At 42.3% G+C, this 21,037-nt stretch carries 21 protein-coding genes and 2 tRNA genes; 2 read left to right on the top strand and 21 right to left on the bottom strand.

The genetic code is table 11. The annotated features are described in order from the left end of the window. Positions 1-330: 330 nt before the first annotated feature. The 14 genes from lysS to spoIIE all read right to left on the bottom strand — a co-directional run bounded on the left by lysS (position 331) and on the right by spoIIE (position 15,634). Positions 331-1,815: a lysine--tRNA ligase gene (lysS, locus tag A3M5_RS0117685; protein WP_018395124.1), complete on the bottom strand. Its 1,485-nt coding sequence runs from the start codon at positions 1,813-1,815 to the stop codon at positions 331-333. Positions 1,816-1,839: 24 nt separating this feature from the next. After that, on the bottom strand, positions 1,840-2,838 hold the full coding sequence (gene dusB, locus A3M5_RS0117680) for a tRNA dihydrouridine synthase DusB (RefSeq protein ID WP_018395123.1): 999 nt from the start codon (positions 2,836-2,838) through the stop codon (positions 1,840-1,842). Positions 2,839-2,858: 20 nt separating this feature from the next. After that, positions 2,859-3,371 (bottom strand): 2-amino-4-hydroxy-6-hydroxymethyldihydropteridine diphosphokinase, encoded by a 513-nt coding sequence (gene folK, locus A3M5_RS0117675; RefSeq protein ID WP_018395122.1) that lies wholly within the window; start codon positions 3,369-3,371, stop codon positions 2,859-2,861. Then, complete coding sequence (gene folB / locus A3M5_RS0117670; RefSeq protein ID WP_018395121.1) at positions 3,371-3,733, bottom strand: dihydroneopterin aldolase; 363 nt, start codon at positions 3,731-3,733, stop codon at positions 3,371-3,373. Before folB ends, folK begins: the two co-directional genes overlap by 1 nt. Continuing rightward, positions 3,726-4,547, bottom strand: coding sequence for a dihydropteroate synthase (gene folP, locus A3M5_RS0117665; RefSeq protein ID WP_018395120.1), 822 nt, complete (start codon positions 4,545-4,547; stop codon positions 3,726-3,728). The genes folB and folP overlap by 8 nt, the downstream gene beginning before the upstream one ends. A gap of 92 nt (positions 4,548-4,639) precedes the next feature. Next, the gene (gene cysK / locus A3M5_RS0117660; protein WP_018395119.1) at positions 4,640-5,560 is read right to left on the bottom strand and encodes a cysteine synthase A; all 921 of its coding nucleotides are present in this window, start codon (positions 5,558-5,560) and stop codon (positions 4,640-4,642) included. 143 nt (positions 5,561-5,703) lie between these two features. Further along, positions 5,704-6,579: an Hsp33 family molecular chaperone HslO gene (gene hslO, locus A3M5_RS0117655; protein ID WP_018395118.1), complete on the bottom strand. Its 876-nt coding sequence runs from the start codon at positions 6,577-6,579 to the stop codon at positions 5,704-5,706. Position 6,580: 1 nt separating this feature from the next. Beyond that, positions 6,581-7,357, bottom strand: coding sequence for a type III pantothenate kinase (locus A3M5_RS0117650; protein ID WP_018395117.1), 777 nt, complete (start codon positions 7,355-7,357; stop codon positions 6,581-6,583). A 109-nt stretch (positions 7,358-7,466) separates the two neighbouring features. Continuing rightward, positions 7,467-9,476 carry an ATP-dependent zinc metalloprotease FtsH gene (gene ftsH / locus A3M5_RS0117645; RefSeq protein ID WP_018395116.1) on the bottom strand — a complete coding sequence of 670 codons (2,010 nt, stop codon included), beginning with the start codon at positions 9,474-9,476 and terminating at the stop codon, positions 7,467-7,469. Between the two features lie 103 nt (positions 9,477-9,579). After that, positions 9,580-10,134, bottom strand: coding sequence for a hypoxanthine phosphoribosyltransferase (gene hpt, locus A3M5_RS0117640; protein ID WP_018395115.1), 555 nt, complete (start codon positions 10,132-10,134; stop codon positions 9,580-9,582). A gap of 23 nt (positions 10,135-10,157) precedes the next feature. Further along, a complete protein-coding gene (gene tilS / locus A3M5_RS0117635; protein ID WP_018395114.1) occupies positions 10,158-11,612 on the bottom strand; it encodes a tRNA lysidine(34) synthetase TilS in 1,455 nt (484 codons plus the stop codon). Next, positions 11,555-12,442, bottom strand: coding sequence for a serine/threonine protein kinase PrkT (prkT, locus tag A3M5_RS23275; protein ID WP_018395113.1), 888 nt, complete (start codon positions 12,440-12,442; stop codon positions 11,555-11,557). The genes tilS and prkT overlap by 58 nt, the downstream gene beginning before the upstream one ends. After that, the gene (locus A3M5_RS0117625; protein WP_018395112.1) at positions 12,426-13,127 is read right to left on the bottom strand and encodes a hypothetical protein; all 702 of its coding nucleotides are present in this window, start codon (positions 13,125-13,127) and stop codon (positions 12,426-12,428) included. Before A3M5_RS0117625 ends, prkT begins: the two co-directional genes overlap by 17 nt. A gap of 53 nt (positions 13,128-13,180) precedes the next feature. Continuing rightward, the gene (spoIIE, locus tag A3M5_RS0117620) at positions 13,181-15,634 is read right to left on the bottom strand and encodes a stage II sporulation protein E (RefSeq protein ID WP_152333478.1); all 2,454 of its coding nucleotides are present in this window, start codon (positions 15,632-15,634) and stop codon (positions 13,181-13,183) included. Between the two features lie 216 nt (positions 15,635-15,850). Between spoIIE and A3M5_RS0117615 the strand changes: the two genes are divergently transcribed. Both A3M5_RS0117615 and A3M5_RS0117610 read left to right on the top strand, forming a co-directional pair. Next, positions 15,851-15,924: transfer RNA gene (locus A3M5_RS0117615), tRNA-Met, on the top strand. Positions 15,925-16,071: 147 nt separating this feature from the next. Next, a tRNA-Glu gene (locus A3M5_RS0117610) sits at positions 16,072-16,143 on the top strand. A 115-nt stretch (positions 16,144-16,258) separates the two neighbouring features. Here A3M5_RS0117610 and A3M5_RS0117605 read toward each other — a convergent pair. The 7 genes from A3M5_RS0117605 to yabN form a co-directional block, all read right to left on the bottom strand. Next, positions 16,259-17,332, bottom strand: a complete 1,074-nt coding sequence (locus A3M5_RS0117605; RefSeq protein ID WP_018395110.1) for a dipeptide epimerase — start codon at positions 17,330-17,332, stop codon at positions 16,259-16,261. A 186-nt stretch (positions 17,333-17,518) separates the two neighbouring features. Further along, positions 17,519-17,962 carry a S1 domain-containing RNA-binding protein gene (locus A3M5_RS0117600; protein ID WP_018395109.1) on the bottom strand — a complete coding sequence of 148 codons (444 nt, stop codon included), beginning with the start codon at positions 17,960-17,962 and terminating at the stop codon, positions 17,519-17,521. 87 nt (positions 17,963-18,049) lie between these two features. Further along, complete coding sequence (locus tag A3M5_RS0117595) at positions 18,050-18,448, bottom strand: FtsB family cell division protein (RefSeq protein WP_018395108.1); 399 nt, start codon at positions 18,446-18,448, stop codon at positions 18,050-18,052. Between the two features lie 17 nt (positions 18,449-18,465). Then, positions 18,466-18,945, bottom strand: coding sequence for a spore cortex biosynthesis protein YabQ (gene yabQ / locus A3M5_RS26685; protein ID WP_018395107.1), 480 nt, complete (start codon positions 18,943-18,945; stop codon positions 18,466-18,468). Next, a complete protein-coding gene (locus tag A3M5_RS0117585) occupies positions 18,942-19,202 on the bottom strand; it encodes a YabP/YqfC family sporulation protein (protein ID WP_018395106.1) in 261 nt (86 codons plus the stop codon). The genes yabQ and A3M5_RS0117585 overlap by 4 nt, the downstream gene beginning before the upstream one ends. Positions 19,203-19,304: 102 nt before the next feature. Then, the gene (locus A3M5_RS0117580; protein WP_018395105.1) at positions 19,305-19,565 is read right to left on the bottom strand and encodes an RNA-binding S4 domain-containing protein; all 261 of its coding nucleotides are present in this window, start codon (positions 19,563-19,565) and stop codon (positions 19,305-19,307) included. Next, entirely contained in the window at positions 19,562-21,031 is a 1,470-nt protein-coding gene (gene yabN / locus A3M5_RS0117575; protein WP_018395104.1) for a bifunctional methyltransferase/pyrophosphohydrolase YabN, read from the bottom strand. The genes A3M5_RS0117580 and yabN overlap by 4 nt, the downstream gene beginning before the upstream one ends. Positions 21,032-21,037: the final 6 nt, after the last annotated feature.

The following is a 21,037-nucleotide window of genomic DNA, read 5'->3' as shown; positions in this document are numbered from 1 at the left end:
AACTCTCCAAAAAGTGTTTGACTTGCTCATTTGTTTATCTGCAGATGACAGGCATCTGCCAGATAAGATTTAAAACTAAAACGTTGACGTTTTTATTGATTTTGTTCAGTTTTCAATGTTCAATTCGTCATTTGCGACTTTAATATCTTAACATCTTCAAAATACAATGTCAATTATTTTTTGAAAATGTTTTTTCATTTCGTTGTTCTATGTTGCTGACAACGTTTATAAATATACCACCGTGCTTTTCTAGAAGCAAGTACTTTTTTTCATTTTCTCATTTTTTTTCAAAAACATAAAAACCCCGGCTAATTCGCCGGGGATACTCATTTAATCTTTATGTCTCATAAGCGGGAATAACAGCACATCACGAATAGACGGAGAATTTGTCAAAAGCATAACGAGACGGTCAATCCCAATACCTAGTCCTCCTGTCGGTGGCATGCCATACTCTAGTGCTTCAATAAAGTCATCATCCATTTCATGCGCTTCATCATTTCCTTGCTCACGCTCTTTTAGCTGCGATTCAAAACGTTCGCGCTGGTCGATCGGGTCATTTAATTCCGTGAATGCATTGGCATGCTCACGCCCTACAATGAACAATTCAAAGCGATCTGTGAAACGTGGATCTTCTGGATTTTTCTTCGCCAAAGGTGATATTTCAACCGGATGACCATAAACAAAGGTAGGCTGAATAAGCTCTTCCTCCACTTTTTGCTCAAAAAATTCATTGATAATATGACCGAATTGCATCGTTTCTTTATATTCAATACCATGTTCTTTTGCAAGCTGACGTGCTTCTTCATCGCTCATTTCACGCCAAAAATCTACACCTGTGTATTCTTTTACAGCATCAACCATATGAAGTCGTCTCCATTCAGGTTTCAACTCTACTGTATATTCACCATATTCAATTGTTGTTGTACCAATGACATCTTCAGCTACGTGAGCAATGACGTTTTCAGTTAACCGCATAATATCGGTAAAGTCTGCATATGCCTCGTACAATTCAATCATTGTAAATTCCGGATTATGCCGTGTTGATACACCTTCATTGCGGAAAACACGACCGATTTCATATACTTTCTCCATTCCGCCAACTATCAGACGTTTCAAATGAAGTTCAATTGCGATTCGCATATATAATTCCATGTCGAGTGCATTATGATGTGTGACGAATGGACGGGCGGCTGCACCACCAGCAATGGAATGCATCATCGGTGTTTCCACTTCCAAATAGCCATTGTTATCAAGGTAACGACGCATCGATTGGATAATGCGACTGCGGGCGATAAAAGTTTGCTGACTTTCCGGGTTTGTCATCAAGTCCAAATAACGCTGACGATAGCGTTGTTCAATATCTTTCAGCCCATGATGTTTATCTGGAAGAGGCCGAAGTGATTTCGTTAAATACACGTATTCTGTTGCTTTCACAGATAGTTCGCCTACGTTTGTTTTAAATACTTTCCCTTTGATGCCGACAATGTCTCCGAGGTCAGTCATTGTAAAGAGATCATACGCGTCTTCTCCAACAGTATCTTTACGAACGTAAATTTGAATTTGACCGTTTAAGTCCTGAACGTGGGCAAATCCCGCTTTCCCTTTCCCACGCTTCGTCATAATACGTCCAGCAATGACAACTTCTGCTTCTTTTTCTTCTAACTCTTCTTTTGAAAATGAATCAAACTGCGCTGTAATTTCTTCTGATGTATGCGTACGCTCGAAACGGCCTCCAAACGGATCAAGTCCTTTATCTTTTAAAGACTGCAATTTTTCTCTTCTGACCAACAGCTGGTCGTTTAATTCTTCACTCATTTTTCCGTTCACTCCTATATTCAATTAAACCGCCTGAATCGACGCTTCCTTTTCTTCCACTTTGTCTACAAATGTTGTTAATAATGTGACGAGGTCACTTCTCGTTTCACATGTATTGATCTCTTTACGTACTTGTCCGTTTCCACGTATGCCTTTCAAATACCATGCGGCATGTTTGCGCATTTCACGTACAGCAATGTTTTCATTTTTCAAGTTAATTAAACGGTCTAAATGAAGAAGACATACGTCGATTTTTTCGCGCGCTGTCGGTTCATCTGCAAGCAGGCCTGTTTCAAGGTATTGCACCGTCCGGTAAATCATCCACGGATTTCCAAGTGCAGCACGGCCGATCATCACCGCATCGCACCCTGTTTCATCAAGCATACGTTTCGCATCTTGTGGTGTTTCCACATCGCCATTTCCGATCAATGGAATATTAATTGAGTTTTTCACTTCTTTAATAATGTCCCAGTTCGAATGGCCTTCGTACATTTGCACGCGCGTACGGCCATGAAGCGCCACCGCCTGACCTCCTGCACGCTCAACGGCGCGGGCGTTCTCAACCGCATAAATATGGTCTTCATCCCAACCCATACGCATTTTAACCGTTACAGGCTTGTCAACTGCATCGACGACAGCGGATACCATTTCATAAATTTTATTCGGATCAAGAAGCCATTTCGCTCCTGCATCACACTTCGTAATTTTCGGTACCGGACAGCCCATGTTAATATCAATAATGTCTGCATTTGTATTTTTATCAACAAAACTTGCCGCTTGTACGAGCGATTCTCTTTCACCGCCAAAAATTTGAAGGCTAAGTGGTTTTTCGCGCTCATCGATATAAAGCATATTCATGGTTTTCTCGTTTTGAAGTACAATTCCTTTATCACTGACCATTTCCGCGCATACCATTCCGGCACCGAATTCTTTTACTGTCAAACGGAAAGCAGAGTTACATACGCCGGCCATTGGCGCGAGCACTACCCTGTTTTTCAGTTCAACCGGTCCGATTTTCAACATAAATAATCACCTTTCTGTTTTCATAAGGACGAAAAAGCGTCCGCCGTTTTCCAGAGGTTGACGCCTTCTCTTCCCTGAACATAATGTAAATATTGTTCCAGCGGCATTCCTGTATCAGGAATTTCGATCGTTGCATCTATTTCTGCCAGCGGAATAAGTACGAAAGCACGCTCTTTCATCCGCGGGTGAGGAATAATAAGGTTCTCTGATTTAATATTGTCGTGATTATACAACAAAATGTCAAGGTCTATTGTCCGCGGCCCCCACCTTAAATCCCGCTTCCGTCCAAGCTCATTTTCAATTTCCATACAGACGTCAAGCATCTCAACCGCCGACAATGATGATTTCACTTTCAATACGATGTTTAAAAAGGGCGGCTGATCCGTAAAACCAACCGGGTCTGTTTCATATATAGAAGAGATCGCTTTAATATGCATCTTTTCTTTTTGACGGAGAAGCTTCACGGCTTCCTTCAAGAAGAGTTCACGATCGCCCATATTCGTTCCGAGAGATAAATAAACTAGATGATTCATTATTCACGACCTCTCGTAATTTCGATCGCGACAAAGTCATAATGTCCCGCAATGGGAGGGTCTGGTTTAATCACTTTTACTGTACATGACTGCACAGTAATAAACTTTTCTAGAAGATCGCCTGCTATTTTTTCAGCCAGCGTTTCCACAAGCTTCACTGGACTGCCTTCCATAACTGCTTTACACGCTTCATAAATCTCCCCATAATTGACCGAATTCTTAAGATCATCTGTTTCGCCTGCTTTTTTAAGCGAAACATCAAGTGTCACATCTGCCCGAAAACGCTGACCGAGTTTATTTTCTTCAGGAAAAACACCGTGATAGCCGTAAAATTCCATACCTGTCACATAGATTTTATCCATTGTGATGCCCCTTTCCGACTAGCGCATCCATCATTTTCATCATGCGCGCGATTGGCAATACATCATGAACCCGAACAATATGACACCCTTTTTGAATACCAAAACAGCAAGTTGCACCTGTCCCTTCCATCCGCTCCTCTACCGGTACATTCAATACATAATCAATCATTCGTTTACGTGATGTACCTAGCAATACCGGGAAACCGAGCGCCGCAACACGATCAAGGTTTTGCATCATCTCCATATTTTGCTCCATCGTCTTTGCAAAACCAATGCCCGGGTCAAGAATAATATGTTCATCTGGCACACCAGCTTTTTTTGCAATTGTAATGCTTTCATATAAATCTTGTAAGCAATCCCTCATAAAATCTCCGTAATTCATTTGTTCCCGGTTGTGCATTAAAATAATAGGTACTTCTTTTTCAGCAGCGACTGCTGCCATATCTGGATCTTTTTTCGCACCCCAAATATCGTTCAGGATCGACGCTCCGGCTTCAACTGCTTTTTCAGCTGTTTTTGCTTTAAACGTATCGATAGAAATTGGAACGTCTACTGAGCGATCGATTGCTTCAATAATCGGCTGCACCCGGTTGATTTCATCTTCGGTAGAAACTGGTGTATAGCCTGGGCGAGTGGATTCACCGCCGATGTCTATAATATGTGCCCCGTCCTTTACCATTTGAACAGCGTGGTGAACAGCTGTATCATGCTCGTTAAACCGACCGCCGTCTGAAAAAGAATCCGGCGTCGCATTTAAAATGCCCATCACGTACGTTTGCTGTTCAAAATCAAGTGTGTATTTTCCCGCTTTCATATTGTACATCTCTCCAGTTTCTTTAATCATTCTTTTTATTTTAACATAAAAAAAAAACAGACTGCGCGAATGCAGTCTGTTGCGGTTTTAGCTTAATCGAATTGGTAAAGCGGTGTGCTAAGGTAGCGTTCGCCATTTGATGGAAGAATCGCCAATACTTTTTTGCCTTTACCAAGTTTTTTTGCCACTTGAATAGCAGCAGCAATCGCTGCGCCTGAAGAGATACCTCCAAGGATCCCTTCTTCACGTGCAACAAGGCGCGCTGTTTCAAATGCTGTATCATTGTCAATTTGGATAACTTCATCGTAAATTTTCGTATCAAGAATAGCCGGAATAAAGCCCGCACCGATTCCTTGGATTTTATGAGGACCCGGTTTACCACCTGAAAGAACCGGTGAATCTGTCGGCTCCACTGCATAAATTTTTGCATTTGGCCATTTTTCTTTAATGACTTGTCCTGAACCTGTAATTGTCCCACCCGTACCGATACCGGATACGAAACCATCGAGTTGGTCAAATTGCTCAGCAATCTCTTTCCCTGTTGTCAAACGGTGAATTTCAGGATTTGCTTCGTTTTCAAACTGCTGCGGCAAGAAATAACCGTTTGCATCAGCAAGTTCTTTCGCCTTGCGGATTGCTCCACCCATTCCTTCTGGTCCCGGTGTTAATATAAGCTCTGCACCATAAGCACGAAGCAAGTTGCGGCGCTCCATGCTCATTGTTTCAGGCATAACAAGGATTGCTTTGTATCCTTTTGCTGCTGCGATCATCGCAAGGCCAATTCCTGTGTTGCCGCTCGTAGGTTCAATTAATGTGCCGCCTGGCTGCAAGTTTCCTTTTTTCTCCGCTGCTTCAATCATTGCAAGTGCGATCCGGTCTTTTACACTGCTTCCTGGGTTCATGTATTCAAGCTTTACGTACACTTCTGCACTGTTTTCATCTACTACATTATTTAATCTTACAACTGGTGTTTGACCGACTAAATCGGCTACTGAATTCGCTACACGTACCATTAATTATTTACCTCCATTTAAATGCCGAGTATTTTCATTGGTTATATAGAATTTATCAGCTTTTGATTGAAAAGTCAACCATTTTGATTAAGTTCGAGGTCACATAGATAAAAACCTGCCAATTTTAGCAGGTTTTATAAAGATCAGGCCTCTTCTTTTAGTTGTTCAAGTTCTTCTTTTGAAAATATATATCGTTCGTTACAGAAATGACATTGTGTTTCAGCACCGCCATCTTCTTTAATCATTTCTTGAATTTCCCCACGTCCAAGACTGACAATTGCATTGCCAAATCGCTCTTTTGAACATGTACATTCAAATTGAACCGGCATTGTTTCCAAAAACTTTACGTTCCCTTCACCGAAAATGTACGTTAAAATCTGCTCCGGTACTAATCCTTTTTCAATGAGCTTAGATATAGGCTCCATATTCGTAATGCGTTCTTCTAAAATCGTAATCGTCGCATCATCTACATTTGGCATGAGCTGAATAATGAAACCGCCCGCAGCCAGTATCGAGTTATCTGGGTTAACAAGCACACCGACACCAACCGATGATGGTACTTGCTCAGATACGGCAAAATAATACGTAAAGTCCTCTCCAAGCTCACCTGAGACAATCGGTGTTTGACCGCTGAAGTTTTCACGAAGGCCAAGATCTTTTACGACTGTCAGCATGCCGTCTGTTCCAACGGCACGACGTACATCAAGTTTGCCATTTTCGTTCAAATCAAAGTGGGTTTGCGGATAGGTAATGTAGCCACGCACATTTCCATTCGCATCACTGTCAACGAGAATCGGACCCGCTGCGCCACCACCTTCAATTTTCAATGTGATTTTTTCGTTTCCTTTCATCATTGCACCCATCATGACACCTGCTGTCATGGAGCGGCCGAGTGCTGCAGACGCTGTTGGCCATGAACCGTGTCTTCTTTGCGCTTCCCCAATTGTTTTCGTTGTATTTACTGCATAGGCACGGACCTGTCCGTCAAAAGCCAATGCTTTTACTAAATAGTCACTCACTCTAATCTTCCTTTCCTACATTTCTTTTATAAATTAACAAAAGACCTTTTAATGTTAATTCCAGATCGACGACATCAATCTCATCACACTCTTTAGCAATGAGTGCCGCGAGACCTCCCGTTGCAATAACTGTTGGATCGATATTACTTTGGCTTTTCATTCGTCTGACTATACCTTCTACTTGACCAACATATCCATATAAAATACCTGCCTGCATCGCAGAAATCGTGTTTTTGCCCACAATATTATCCGGCCGTGCAATTTCAATACGCGGAAGCTTTGATGCACGCGTATAAAGCGCTTCTGTTGAAATACCTATTCCAGGTGCAATTGCACCGCCCATATAATTGGATTTTTCATCTATATAGCAGTATGTGGATGCTGTCCCAAAGTCGACAATAATAAGCGGAGAACCGTATTCATGAATGCCCGCTACTGCATTGACAATTCGGTCTGCTCCAACTTCGCGCGGATTTTCATATTTAATATTTAAACCGGTTTTCACACCAGGGCCGACAACAAGCGGATGAACGTGAAAATATTTTTTACACATGCGCTCAAGTGCCGCCATAATCGGTGGTACAACGGATGAAATGATCACACCATGAATTTGTTCAAATTGCAAACCGTCATGCTGAAATAAGTTTTTAATTATCATACCGTATTCATCTTCTGTTTTATTACGGTTCGTTTCAATACGCCAGTGATACTTTAATTTTTCTCCTTCGTACACACCGAGCACTGTATTTGTATTTCCCACATCCAGTACAAATATCAACGTTCTCACCACACCTGTTCATCTATTTTTTTCGTGTTTTATCATATCACACTATTCAAAAATGAAAACAAAAGACGCCCGAAAAGAATACTTTCCGGGCGTCTGTCTATTATGCTTTTGGTTCTTCACCGTTTAAAGGCATTTTAAGATCGTCTCGCACTTCCGGTACATCCACAGCGTTTTCCGGCAAATTCGTCGTTTCCGTTGCTGGTGTTCCTTCTGTCGCGTCTGTCTTTTCAAGCACTACTGTATTGTCTTTTAACTTTTCTTCACCGTCAGAACTGTAGTTTCGTTCCGGCAATGTCCCATGATCAGACAAGTGTTTAATTTGTGCTGCATCAAGCGTTTCGATTTCAAGTAGTGTATTCGCAATGAGTTCGAGCTTATCACGATTTTCTGTCAAAATCTGTTTCGCTCGTGCATAGCACTCTTTAATAATCGTTTGAATTTCCACATCAATTTCATACGCAATGCGGTCTGAGTAATTTTGTTCGCTATTAAAGTCGCGGCCTAAAAATACTTGTCCTTGCGATTGACCAAATTGAAGCGGTCCCAGTTTGTCACTCATTCCGAATTCCGTGACCATACGGCGGGCAATACCTGTTGCACGTTGGAAATCATTGTGAGCACCTGTTGAAACTTCACCAAAAATAATATCTTCCGCTACACGGCCGCCAAGAAGACCGGTAATTTTATCAAGAAGTTCCGGCTTTGTCATGAAATAACGGTCTTCTTTCGGAAGCATGACAGCATAGCCCCCTGCCTGTCCGCGTGGAACAATCGTCACTTTATGAACCATGTCCGCTTCATCTAGTACAAGACCGATGACGGTATGTCCCGATTCATGGAACGCGACGATTTTTCGTTCTTTTTTGGAAATGACGCGGCTCTTTTTGGCAGGTCCAGCAATGACACGGTCTGTTGCTTCATCTACATCAGACATATCGATTTTTTTCTTATCTGTACGAGCAGCCACAAGCGCGGCTTCATTTAGTAAGTTCTCAAGGTCTGCACCAGAGAAACCCGGTGTACGCTGTGCAATCGCACGCAAGTCAACAGATTCATGAAGCGGCTTGTTGCGGGCGTGTACACGAAGGACTGCTTCACGGCCATTTAAATCTGGACGGTCAACCGTAATTTGACGGTCAAAACGTCCCGGACGAAGAAGTGCAGGGTCAAGAATATCAGCACGGTTTGTTGCCGCAATCATAATAATTCCTTCGTTCGCACTAAATCCATCCATTTCAACGAGCAATTGGTTGAGCGTTTGCTCACGTTCGTCATGACCACCGCCCAGTCCAGCGCCACGCTGGCGTCCAACCGCATCAATCTCATCGATAAAAATGATACATGGTGAGTTTTTCTTCGCATTCTCGAACAAATCACGAACACGGGAAGCACCGACACCGACGAACATTTCAACAAAGTCCGAACCACTAATCGAGAAGAATGGCACACCCGCTTCGCCAGCCACCGCTTTTGCGAGCAATGTTTTACCTGTACCTGGAGGTCCTACAAGAAGCACTCCTTTTGGAATACGGGCACCGAGTTCAGTAAACCTGCGCGGATCTTTCAAAAATTCAACAACTTCAACAAGTTCTTGTTTTTCTTCATCTGCGCCCGCTACATCGTCAAAGCGGACTTTTTTCTTTTCATCGTTGTAAAGGCGCGCTTTACTTTTGCCGAAGTTCATCACACGGCCGCCGCCGCCACCCTGTGCCTGGTTCAACAAAAAGAAGAAGAAAATAAAGATAATGAGGAATGGGATGATCGTTGTGAAAAACTGTACCCATCCACTTGTTTCTTTTGCCGGAAGAATGTTCACTTCCGCATTTTGAGATGCAGCATTTACTTGATTCAGCATCGTATCATTGCCCGTTACATATGTAACGAACATTTCATTTTCCTCAGCCCCTTTTAGCGTTCCGCGTATTTCATATACGCCACGCTCCGGCTGCATAGTAAAGGTTTCAACATCATCTTGCTTCAGATACGTCAGAAATTCATTATATGTGACATTATTCGTTGGTGCGTTATTGTTGTTGAAATAGCTAACAACACCAATAATGACAAGAAAAACGAGTAAATAAAATATGGTGTAACGAAAAATTCTGTTCATCCCTTACCTCCTCCCAAAAAAGCTGACTATATGCAATGTTATCATATAGAAAGTTAGTGTTACAACTATTTGAACCTTCTTTTAGCCTGTTTAATCCGCTCACTTATTTACCTTCAGCCGCCATATAAATAATTGGTTTTAATACACCAATATATGGAAGATTACGGTAGCGTTCTGCGTAATCAAGACCGTAGCCAACCACGAATTCGTCCGGAACAGTAAAACCTATCATATCTACTTTGATTTTTGCTTTCCGGCCAGTAGGTTTATCCAGAAGAGTAGCAATTTTCACTGATTTCGCTTTCCGATAATGAAATAACTCCGCTAGATAGCTTAAGGTCAAGCCGCTGTCAATAATGTCTTCGATAATTAACACATCGCGTCCTTCTACAGATGTGTCCAAATCTTTAACAATTTTCACTTCACCAGATGACACCGTTGATTTCCCGTAGCTTGAGACGTCCATAAAATCAACTTCAAGATGTGTATCCACACGTTTAATAAGGTCAGACATAAATGGCATAGCACCTTTTAATACACCTACAAACAGTGGATAACTGTCTTTATACTCTTCTGTCAACTCCGCGCCAAGCTGTTTTACTTTCGCCTGTATTTCCTCTTCCGAAATAAGCACCTTCTCAATATCGTTACTTAACAATAGACTTTCCTCCCAGAATTGGCTTATTCCTTTTCATAAATTAACAGCAACGGCCCAGACTGCTCATGAATGGATTTGCGGACACCCGGTACCCAGAGCAGTGTTCCATCTGCATCCGTCACAACCGGAAGATCATCCCGGTATGCTAAAGGGATCTTTTCGTCAATAAATAAACGGGCTAGCTTTTTCGAACCACTCATTCCTTTTAACTGAATTTTGTCGCCTTCTTGACGCGTTCGAATGCAGATCGGCCATTGTATATGATCCGAATCCAATTTAAAACATGCTAATTCAGCTGAACATTCCCCTTCTGTTTGAACCCTAAATGTGCCTCCAGATGGCCACTGTACAACGTCCCCAGGATAAAGAAAAAGCGGTTCGCTCTTTTTTTTCGACTCCCCCGTTTCAAATGAAAATAAACAATCGTCTCCAATTTTCTGAACAGTAAGACTAGATGGAAGGTTCAATTTCCCCGATGGAGAAGATGATTGAAGCAGTTGTAAAGTGTGCTGAATATGTAGAAATGAAAACGCTGTTTTTCCATGATAGAGATAGTTTAATATTAGATGAATTGCCCTTCTTTGTAAAGGCAAAGGCACTGTTTTGAACGGATCAGTTTTTAGAGATACGTCCCGATGTTTCCATATTGTCATATTCTCGATTTTCTGCCGGGCAAGTACTGTTAAAAATTCTTCATCTTCTCTCTTCTCTTCACTGAAACGCTGCACATGAAAATGCGCTTTCTTATTTTCTTTTTTAATGAAAGGCAGTAAGTTATGCCGGAACCGGTTGCGTGTGTAATCGTTTTTTTCATTGCTCGGGTCATCACGGTATTGAATGTTATTGGATACGCAATAAGTAAGAATATTTTCTTTCGTTACTGTCAGAAAGGGACGGATAATAGATCCCCCTGCAAATGATCGCTCAGATGGGATACCTGTATATGTATGGGATCCTCTCGTCAACTGCATAAAAACCGTTTCAATTTGATCGTCCGCATGATGAGCAGTAGCCAGTTTAGCAGTACTATATTCTTTCATCACTTGCTCAAAAAAAGAATAGCGGACACTCCTGGCGGCTTCTTGAATACCCGCTCCTGTTTTAATTGACTCGGCGCTTGCATCCACCTGCCCTGCTTTAAACGGAATATTTCGCTCCCGACAAAATGACTCCACAAACAGCAAATCTTCGTACGATTCGTTTCCACGCAGCATATGATCTACATGAATGGCACTAATCCGAATAGACATGTCCTTTTGATTCTCATAGAGAAAATGAAGAAGCGCCATTGAATCGGATCCTCCTGAAACAGCAGCGACTACATGATCGCCCGGTCGAATGAGTTTATGTGTATAGATAAATGCTTTTACCTGTTTTTCAAAAGACTGCATATCTTCCGCTCCGCTTCTCATCGTTTCTTTTAGTGTAACAAAAATACCATGAGGATGAACGTAAAAAAAACCAATACCACAGGCCATTTTTTTGATTTACGCTTCTTTCTTGTTCTCATCTTCGTCGGCTCTTTGCCTGATAAACAAATAAGCAGTTCTTTTTTCATCGTCTTCGCACAATTATATTGACCACTAATCGCCTGCTGCAAAATAGGCGCGGCCAGTTGAAGTACCGGTGATGATTCAATAATGGCTATTAAGCGTTCGATTTGTCCACCGGCCTCTTGCACTTCTTTTTTATGCATCAGTGTAATCGTCAAAACAGAAGCAGCGAATAGATCGTACGCTGGTTCCGCTTCTCTCGTCCCTGAGTGCCAGGCAGCCCGATCGTAAAGAGTAGTGTACTCTTTCACAGAACGCCCCTGTTTTGTGATACCGCCCATATCCACTGCCCGAATCATATGGGTAGGGCCAGAAACAATTAAGTTTTCCGGCTTTAAATCACCCATAATTTTGCCTGAACTATGAAGCGACTCCAAAAAATCAAGCAATCGAAGCAGCAGGATAAAACTCCATTCTTCTTTTTTATTTTTCATAAATGTATGCAGCATTAACCCGTCAATATACTCCATAATGTAGAAAGGATAAATGACACCATTTTTTTCAACATCGTCTGCTTCAATAAAAAAAGGGCCGGGAGATGCTTCCCTGACCCGTTCAAGTGATTTCAATGTATTCGTTTCAGAGGCAACAGCGGCCGAATCGGCAAATTTTAACGCGGCCTGTCCAATCGCACCTGTTACAAGGTAGACAATTCCATTCGCGCCGCGGCCAATTTCTCTCTCTACCCGCCATTTATGTCCAGTCCATTTGCCTATTAACAACTCGCCGGGCATTGCTTCATATCGATTTTTCATCGTACTTCTCCATATCGAGAAATGAAGAAAGTGCCTGTCTAATCGCCGGACCGGTCGGTGTAATACCGCCGGACGCAAGCTGCGGAAATGATTCAGCTAATTTTTTTGCATTGTCTGTCCAGCCAATCCGCTCTTCTGCCGCACTATATTTCCCAGGAAATGTCCACAATGAAAAAGAAGAGTGACCGCTTCTTGACTGCATACTAACCGATAAATCATAAAGCGCTTCTTTAACAGCTGGCAGTTTCAGCTTCATGCTGGCACTCATATCTGTCAACACAAGCAATTTTAATTCTGCTTCTTCGCTAATGTCTTCTACCTTTTCCGCGATTTTGCCTCTTTTTTCAGGCGGCAGCGACTCAATTTGCGCATCTTCATTTAAAATATCACGCAGTTCCTGATTAATAATGCTATAAATTGTACCTGTCATGGCCTGACGCGTCACATTCACAACAGTTTCTGATAGTGACCTCGCTTGTACAATCCGACTTTCTCCACCACCGGACCTCGCAATAGATTCAATTTCCTCCAGTCCTTCTGCCCTTTTGCTGTCATCGACAATCCCAATGACATTGACAGTAATACCTTGTCGTAAAGCAAACGCAGCCATCGCAGCCGGATCTTCTCCTGTGTTTGAGCAGCCATCCGTTAATAAAAGAAGCTGCCTGATCGTTCCCATCTTCATGATCGTCTCCGCCTTTCACCTTTTTTCTTCATGTTCGACGGAAATGAACAAAATTATACGGCCCGGCGTCTCATCGGACGTTTTTTCCTTTTCTCAGACGGTTCAATATCATAAATTGGAATTGCCGCCCACTCTGGTAAATTATGCTCCACGCGCGCAACGCATAGCGTCATATCATCTTTTATTTCCCCCGCCTGTGTACGAATCACTTCATCCATTAATAAATCAGCAAATTGCTGAGGATCGTTCGTCTCAATCGATTTAATTTTTCGTTTCATCCAGATGTCAGCGTTTTCAATAAAATCAGGCCCTTCGAATACCCCATCACTCATCATTATAAGCAAGTCTCCCGACTTCAGTTGTTCATGAACAGTGTCCACTTCAAACTGTTGTAAAATACCTATTGGCAAATTACCGGATTCCACCTTTATTACTTGATCACCCCGTTTAATAAAGCTCGGTGATGAACCAACTTTCAAAAAGACAGTCTGTGCATCCTGCAAATCAATAATAGCTAAGTCGAGCGTTGAAAACACTTCATCATTCGTCCGCAACGACAAAATAGAGTTAATCGATTTCACTGCTACTTTTTCTTCAATGCCGGACTGTAATATCCGCTTCAATAAACTGATCGTAGCGCTGCTTTCATCGTGTGCTCTATCTCCATTCCCCATCCCGTCACTGATCGCAAGCGCAAATTTCCCTGTCCCAATTTCGATTGCTGAAAATGAATCTCCCGATACAAGACCGCCTCCTTTTGCGGCGTGTGCCAGTCCTGTCACAATGCGGAATGCTTTCGCTGATCGGAATACACTTCTCATTCCAGAACCGTCCTCCTGCTCGCGAACAACAATGATATATTCATCGAGTAATTCCGATAAAATAGGTGCAATAATTTTTTCGCTTTCTCCATGTCCCTTTGAATACGGAATCGTCATTTCTATATCGATTGCTCCTTTTTGAACACTGAATACATCAATATCAGTAATTTCCATTCCGAATGATTCGATTGCAGACGTTATTTTTTCTTCCTGTGTACAATGCGCCGCTTCTTCACGCTGCATTTCACTCGCAAAGTCACGCATCACTTTTGATACTCCTTCCAACTGATCCGCAACGATTTTTCGGCTGTCTCGCATTTGTTGTTTCAACTCTTTATTCGCCCGGTAATACGTCAGTTGTGAACGAATCTCTTCTTCTACACGAACCGGTCGGAAACAGCGGGTTTCCAGTTCTTTTACAAGTGGCGGTGATAAGCTGTCTTTTTCCGTGTCTACTTCTTCGAGTATGTCTTTCATCAATTTATATGTGTCATCAAATTGATACACCCAACACTGCTCTTTTTTGAAACAAGTTTGACATGTTTTTTCCGTAACGCCGCTTAAAAACAAATCAAACTCTCTATCTTCACCCTCCAAAGGTTGATTCGGCTGCGAGAAACTATCGGCCAACGCATCAAATAAATCCGAAAACTGTTCCATTCGATCTGAAGTCACATCTCGTACTTTTCGTAAATATCGCTGCTGTTCTATCGAGTGCTCTGTCGTTCCGGGAATTAATTTAGACACATGGTCTGTCCATGCTTTCGGCGTCATAAATAAAAGCAGTGCAGCCGCAGCCGATTCATACAATGTCGTCATATTCATGATATCGCCTTCACCGTAAAAACCGGCCAATACAGTGGCCGCCATCAAGCCAGCCACTGCACCGCCCCGTTTCCATTCTTTGAATAACCCCCCCAGCAGCCCGGCAAACGCTAGAATGCTCATTTCATGAAAATCGCTAACACCTGCTAAACTTAAAATTAGCCCACTTACAACACCAGCAGCCGATCCGAATGCGGCACCTGATAAAAACGAAATAGCCGTTACGAGATACCGAGCCGCTATATGATCTGCCTCAAGTCCGCCAATGGACCAACCGACCATTCCCGTCGCTGCCGAGGCGAAGACAATAAGTAATCCAATCCATTCTTCCGTTTTTAGTGTACGAATTCGCCCTGATAAGGATAAAAACGGCAAGCACTGCATAAAGATAAGTGTTAGCACAAAAGCAAGTGATGCTTCCACAGCAGCGAGCACAAGATCATATGCCGGTACAAATTCTGGACCGTTCACTGTATACGCCAAAATACTTTTCACTGTAAGAATTGTAAAGAAGACAAAAAATGGAACAGGTGCTGTTTCCCCTTTATGAAGCGTCCTGAATAATCGATGTAAAAGTAAAAAACTAAACAAAACTGCAAAGGTGCTTACTGTATTCAGCGGTGAAACCGTAAATGCTCCCGCAAGAACAGCTATACATACACGGGGTGCCATCTCTTTTCTCATGACAAATACAGCTGCAAAGAAGGAAAGCGCAAAAGGCGACAATTGTGAAAGTAATAAAGCCCGTCCAAATAAAAAACCCGCTGGAAACAGTATCCAACCTCGATCAAGTAATAAAAAGGCTGCCTTTCCTGCATATCCGTTGCCCCACTCCCGGCCCAGAACTGCTTTCCCTGTCATCCCATACTCCGCTCTTTGCAATACAGCCCACTCTCCTTTTTATTCGTTTCCTTACATGAAGTATAAAAGAAAGCAAGTTCAAATTTTGTCAAACGAAGGAATCATTGCCAATAAATCGTTCGACAAATTAACTACGCTAAAAAAAAAAAATAATATTGACATTTCATTCCCGCGCCGTTATTATTGAATCTGTGCTATAAAAGAAAGCACATTTTTGGCGGTGTAGCTCAGCTGGCTAGAGCGTACGGTTCATACCCGTGAGGTCGGGGGTTCGATCCCCTTCGCCGCTATTTTGAAATGCATAGTTTGCCTATTTAAGGGCGACAGACATAAGATGAACTGATGAAATGGCGTTCTTCAGAGCCGTGCAGTCAAAACAGCTTATGATCCAAGCCCTCGGCAAACAGAGTTGACACCACAACACTCTTTCTTATCATGGCCCCTTGGTCAAGCGGTTAAGACACCGCCCTTTCACGGCGGTAACACGGGTTCGAATCCCGTAGGGGTCATACTAAAAGGTTCGGCGAGCTTAACTCGCCGAACCTTTTTTTGTCACCGATATTCTTTCGCTATCATCTTCTTGCATCAGCATATTCTTCACTATCATCCCTTAATCACTATTTTTTATTTTTTGAAAAAATCGTATCCGATCCCTGGATTTTCACTCAACATAATCATTGGCCCTTGAAATGGTGACGTTTGGGCATCATTGCTTTCCAGCCATAGTGGGGCATCAAGGTCGATTTTCAAAATATTAGGATGAGCACAGGCCAAGTGGGCCGCGGCCAGAACACCCAGTCCGCTTTCCATCATGCTGCCGATCATACATGGAATTCGGCCCGCCTCTGCAATACTGGCAATTTGCAGTGCCCGCACGATACCACCCGCTTTCATCAACTTAATGTTTAACCAGTCAACCGCCTTTGTTTGAACTAATTCCAGTGCCTGTTCAGGAGAAAAAACACTTTCATCTGCCATAATCGGCGTATACACATGATCGGTCACATATTTTAACGAATCAATATCGCCTGCTGAAACAGGTTGTTCAATTATACTAATGTTTAATCTTTCATCTTCCCATCCCTTAATAATGTTAACAGCTTCTTTTTTATTCCACCCTTGATTGGCGTCTACTCTAATTTGAATAGACGGCCCTACTGCTTCACGTATTGCTTTAATTCGTTCAAAATCTTTCTGTCCATCCAGTCCCACTTTTATTTTCAACGATTTAAATCCTTTCTCCACACTCTCCACTGCATCGCGGATCATCGTATTCGCCTGATTAATGCTGATTGTCATATCATTTTCAAGTGTATTTGTTTTTCCTCCAAGCAGTTGATAGAGCGGGATACGTAAAAATTTTGAATAGGCATCAAACAAAGCAATCTCAAAGCCTGCTTTTGCGCTCGTGTTTCCAATGCATGACGTCTGGATCGTTCGTGAAAGACTGAATATGTTTAAAATGCTTTGACCGATCACCGCAGGAGCCAGTGTATTTTTGATCGTTGATTCTATACTTTCAATCGATTCGCCTGTTATAACAACGGAAGGTGAAGCCGTTCCAATTCCCTGTGTTCCATCCTTTAGTTTAAGGCGGACGACTGCTACCTCAATGGAAACAACCTTCCTTAACGCTGTTATAAATGGCTTTTTTAGTTTTAACCGTTTTATTTCTACCTCAACATGGCTTATTTCCAAACTAATTCTCCTTTCTTAAAATGCTAATCATGCGTATTCCAGATAAATAAAAAGAATCCAGCTGCAAGAGAATATAATTTCTCACATAGCTGAATTCTTTCCTACATAGAAAACGATCTCGAATATCGGTATTCGAGACCGCTTAATAAAATAAATACAATTATATTGTATCGACAGGGAGCAGCATTAACCGCGTCTTCCGCCTCTTCCACCTCGGCGTGAGTCTGTTTGACGTTTTAATGTTGTCATGCGTTCTTCGCTGTCTTTCAGGAAACGGGCCACTTTCGATTCAAAGTTCTCTACAGGTGGCTGTCCTCCACCTCGTGGTCCCCCTTTTTGACGGAAATCACCCTGGCGTTGTGGACGCGGACGATATTGCGTTTGCGGTGGTGGATTATCCTTCGCTTTACGAATTGACAAACCGATTTTACCGTCCTTCTCAACATTCAATACTTTTACTTCCACTTCATCGCCGACAGTCAAGTGATCATTAATGTCTTTGACATAATTATCCGCCACTTCACTAATATGAACGAGACCCGTCGAACCTTCCGGCAATTGTACAAACGCACCAAACTTTGTAATGCCGGTCACTTTACCCTGTAACTTGCTGCCCACTTCGATTGACATAAAAAAATTGTTCCTCCTTAAAATTGTTCGAGCTTTATTTATTATTATAGTACGTAAAAAAAGCGTGTCAATAAGACACTGCTTTCTTTATTCTTCTTCTCTCTGCTCTTTTTGATCCGTTTCTGGAAGATTAAAGATAATTTCCCCTTCTTCAGACAAGAAATAGTCTTTCCGTGCGAGATCCGCAATATACTCATCATCCTTCAATCGTTCAAGCTCTTCTTCCGAAAGTTTTTGCTGCTGTTCCAGCTTGATCAGCTGCTGCTCCGCTTTCACCAGCTTTTCCTCACTCGCCTCAAGACTGGCAGATTGCGATATGACAGCTGATAGCATCGTACCAAGAATAATAAGCCCTACCACCCCAAAAGCTGCTAATCGGCGCATGAGTTTTCGTTTATGCTGCATTTTAAAAATTGTTTTTTTTTCCTGAGACAATATAAATGCATTTTTCAATGATGACACTTTTTCTTTGTTCAGTCCGCGCATTGCAGTTCCTCCACCATTTATTTTTTTGAACGGCCTATTGCCGAAAACGGTCGTAACAATAATGTCTTTATCATCCATAATAATAGAGAATGGATCATTCTGGCAAGGAAAACCACGGTTTTCACAATGAAAAGGACCGGAGTGATGAAAAAAATGTGTATAATTGTTTTGATAATATTCCCTATGAGCCGACATAGAAAAAAAACGGCATTCATCACAGGAAGAAAAAAGCGCCGGATGAACAGGAAATAGAGCAGAACGCCAACGAATAGAAACAAAAAGAACGGAAGCCTTACTTGTCCGTCATTTACATAATATAAAGAGATAAATAATCCGATCGCATAACTACTCCAAAATAAACCATCACTTAAAACGAGCAGAACAATCTTTTTTTTGTTCTTACATCTGATCCGCCGGTATACATCAAGCAGCATACCGAAGCAAATGCCCGTCACAGCCATCAAAAGTGCCGTTTCAATTTGTGTACCGAGATTCATTTTGACCGTTTAAAAAATAATTTTCCTGCACTTCCATCTACGTATAAAAAGGCCGTGATCCGCCCTTCAATGGCGGCCTTTTTATTGACGGTATCAAAATGTTTCATTTTCAGCCCACTGCCGCGTACTTTCAGCTTGCCCATTACCGTCTGTAGTAAAAATTCCGAACTATCGAAGCGCTCCACTTGCTGAACACCTGTTAATTCCACTGTTTTCCGCCCCGTTATATTCACTGTATGATCCTGCTTTATGTCCATATTGCTCATCTCCTTTTTATAATCTCTATCTGAGATAATATGCAAAAGGCTTGAAAATTATGAAAAAAGCACCCACTCTTTTTGAAGTGAATGCTTTCTCGCTTATTCAGACAGTTGTTCTTCTTTTAGCACATCGTACATACCCGCTGCTTCTTCCTTTTTCGTTGTATCCAGCAACTTCTCAACACGGACAGTCATAATGCGGCGACCAAGACGAATTGCCAATTCATCGCCGACTTTTACATTAGAACTTGCTTTTCCTGCTACGCCATTAATGGAAATACGCCCTTGATCTGCTACTTCTTTTGCGAGTGTCCGGCGTTTAATAATACGTGATACTTTTAAAAATTTGTCCAGTCTCATCTATCTCTCTCCTCTTTTTTTGCTTCATTCCAAAATGAATCGAGTTCATCCAGCGTAAAGTCTGTAAATTGGCGGCCGCTTTCTCTTACGCGGTCTTCTACATAGCCGAAGCGGCGCCGAAATTTGATGTTAATTGCTGCGAGTGCTTCTTCTGGATGAATGTCATAAAAACGCGCGACGTTAATGAATGAAAAGAGGACATCCCCGAATTCTTCCCGTAGATGAGCAGCGTCATCCGCCTCTGTTTCAACGAGAAATTCGATCCATTCTTCTTTCACTTTTTCGATTGCGCCAGCTGCCTCGCTCCAGTCAAATCCGACTTTCGCCGCTTTTTTCTGAATGTCGTACGCTTCGAGTAATGCCGGCAGTCCTTTCGGGATTCCATCGAGCCATCGAGCTTGCTTATACCCTTTCTCAGCTGCTTTGATTTCCTGCCAATTCGCTTTCACATCATCTGCGGTTTCAGCCTGCCCATCCCCAAACACATGCGGGTGGCGTCGAATCATTTTAGAAGAAGTCGATTCAATTACATCTTCAATGGTAAACATGCCTTCATCTTCGCCAATTTGCGCATGAAGGAGCACTTGCAGCAAAACGTCACCAAGTTCGCCTATCATTGCATCATCGTCTTTGTCATCAATCGCTTCAAACAATTCATATGCTTCTTCTATTAAATATTTTTTTAACGATGAATGCGTCTGTTTCAAATCCCATGGACAGCCGCCGTCTGGTGCGCGTAAACGGGCAATGATCTCTCTTAGCACAGAAAACTCTCGATATGTATCTTCTTCTTTTTGAACAGGCGGCACGTACACACTCGTTAAATTATTAATCTCCATATTGCGATCAAGCTCGTAAAGCGGCATCTTTTTCAGCACTTCCTGTTCGCTGCCCGCTGCCGTTATAACTGTCACTTCATGGTCATCCGGATATTTTTCCATCAATGTCAATTTCACATCAGATGCTACAAATGAATCGTACACTTGAGCAATGATCAAGTGACCAAAAATATGAATATCGTCGCGATTCAATGCAGTACCATCAAGCAGTTGAAAGCCATCAGCTGGATCGATTTCAATGCTGGCAAAAAGCGCATCTAGAAAGCTTTGTCCGCCTGCAATCACCACATCTACTTCGCCTGACCGTTTTCGCTCAAGCAACAGTTGTACGGTCTTCTCTGCTGCCATTGGATGACCAGGTACGGCGTATAAAACAGGCTCGTGCTTCGATGCTTCAAGCAACAGCTCGACAATTTCCTCATATACATCTTCAAACCGGTCATGCCGTTCATAAACGGTATCAAAACTTTCAAACTGTACACCTTCTTGTTGCAATGCGGAAACGACCGGATGACCCATCGTTCGAAGCCAGACCGTATTTGATTTTTTTAAAAGCCGGTACACACCGAGTGGCATTTGATCGAGATCAGCAGCTCCGAGTCCTACAATCGTTATCTTTTTCTTCATTACACG

The organism is Bacillus sp. 37MA (assembly GCF_000372765.1).
GTDB lineage: Bacteria > Bacillota > Bacilli > Bacillales > Domibacillaceae > Domibacillus > Domibacillus aminovorans.
The sequence above is the reverse complement of the archived record's forward strand: the minus strand, read 5'-3'. Positions and strand labels throughout refer to the sequence as shown.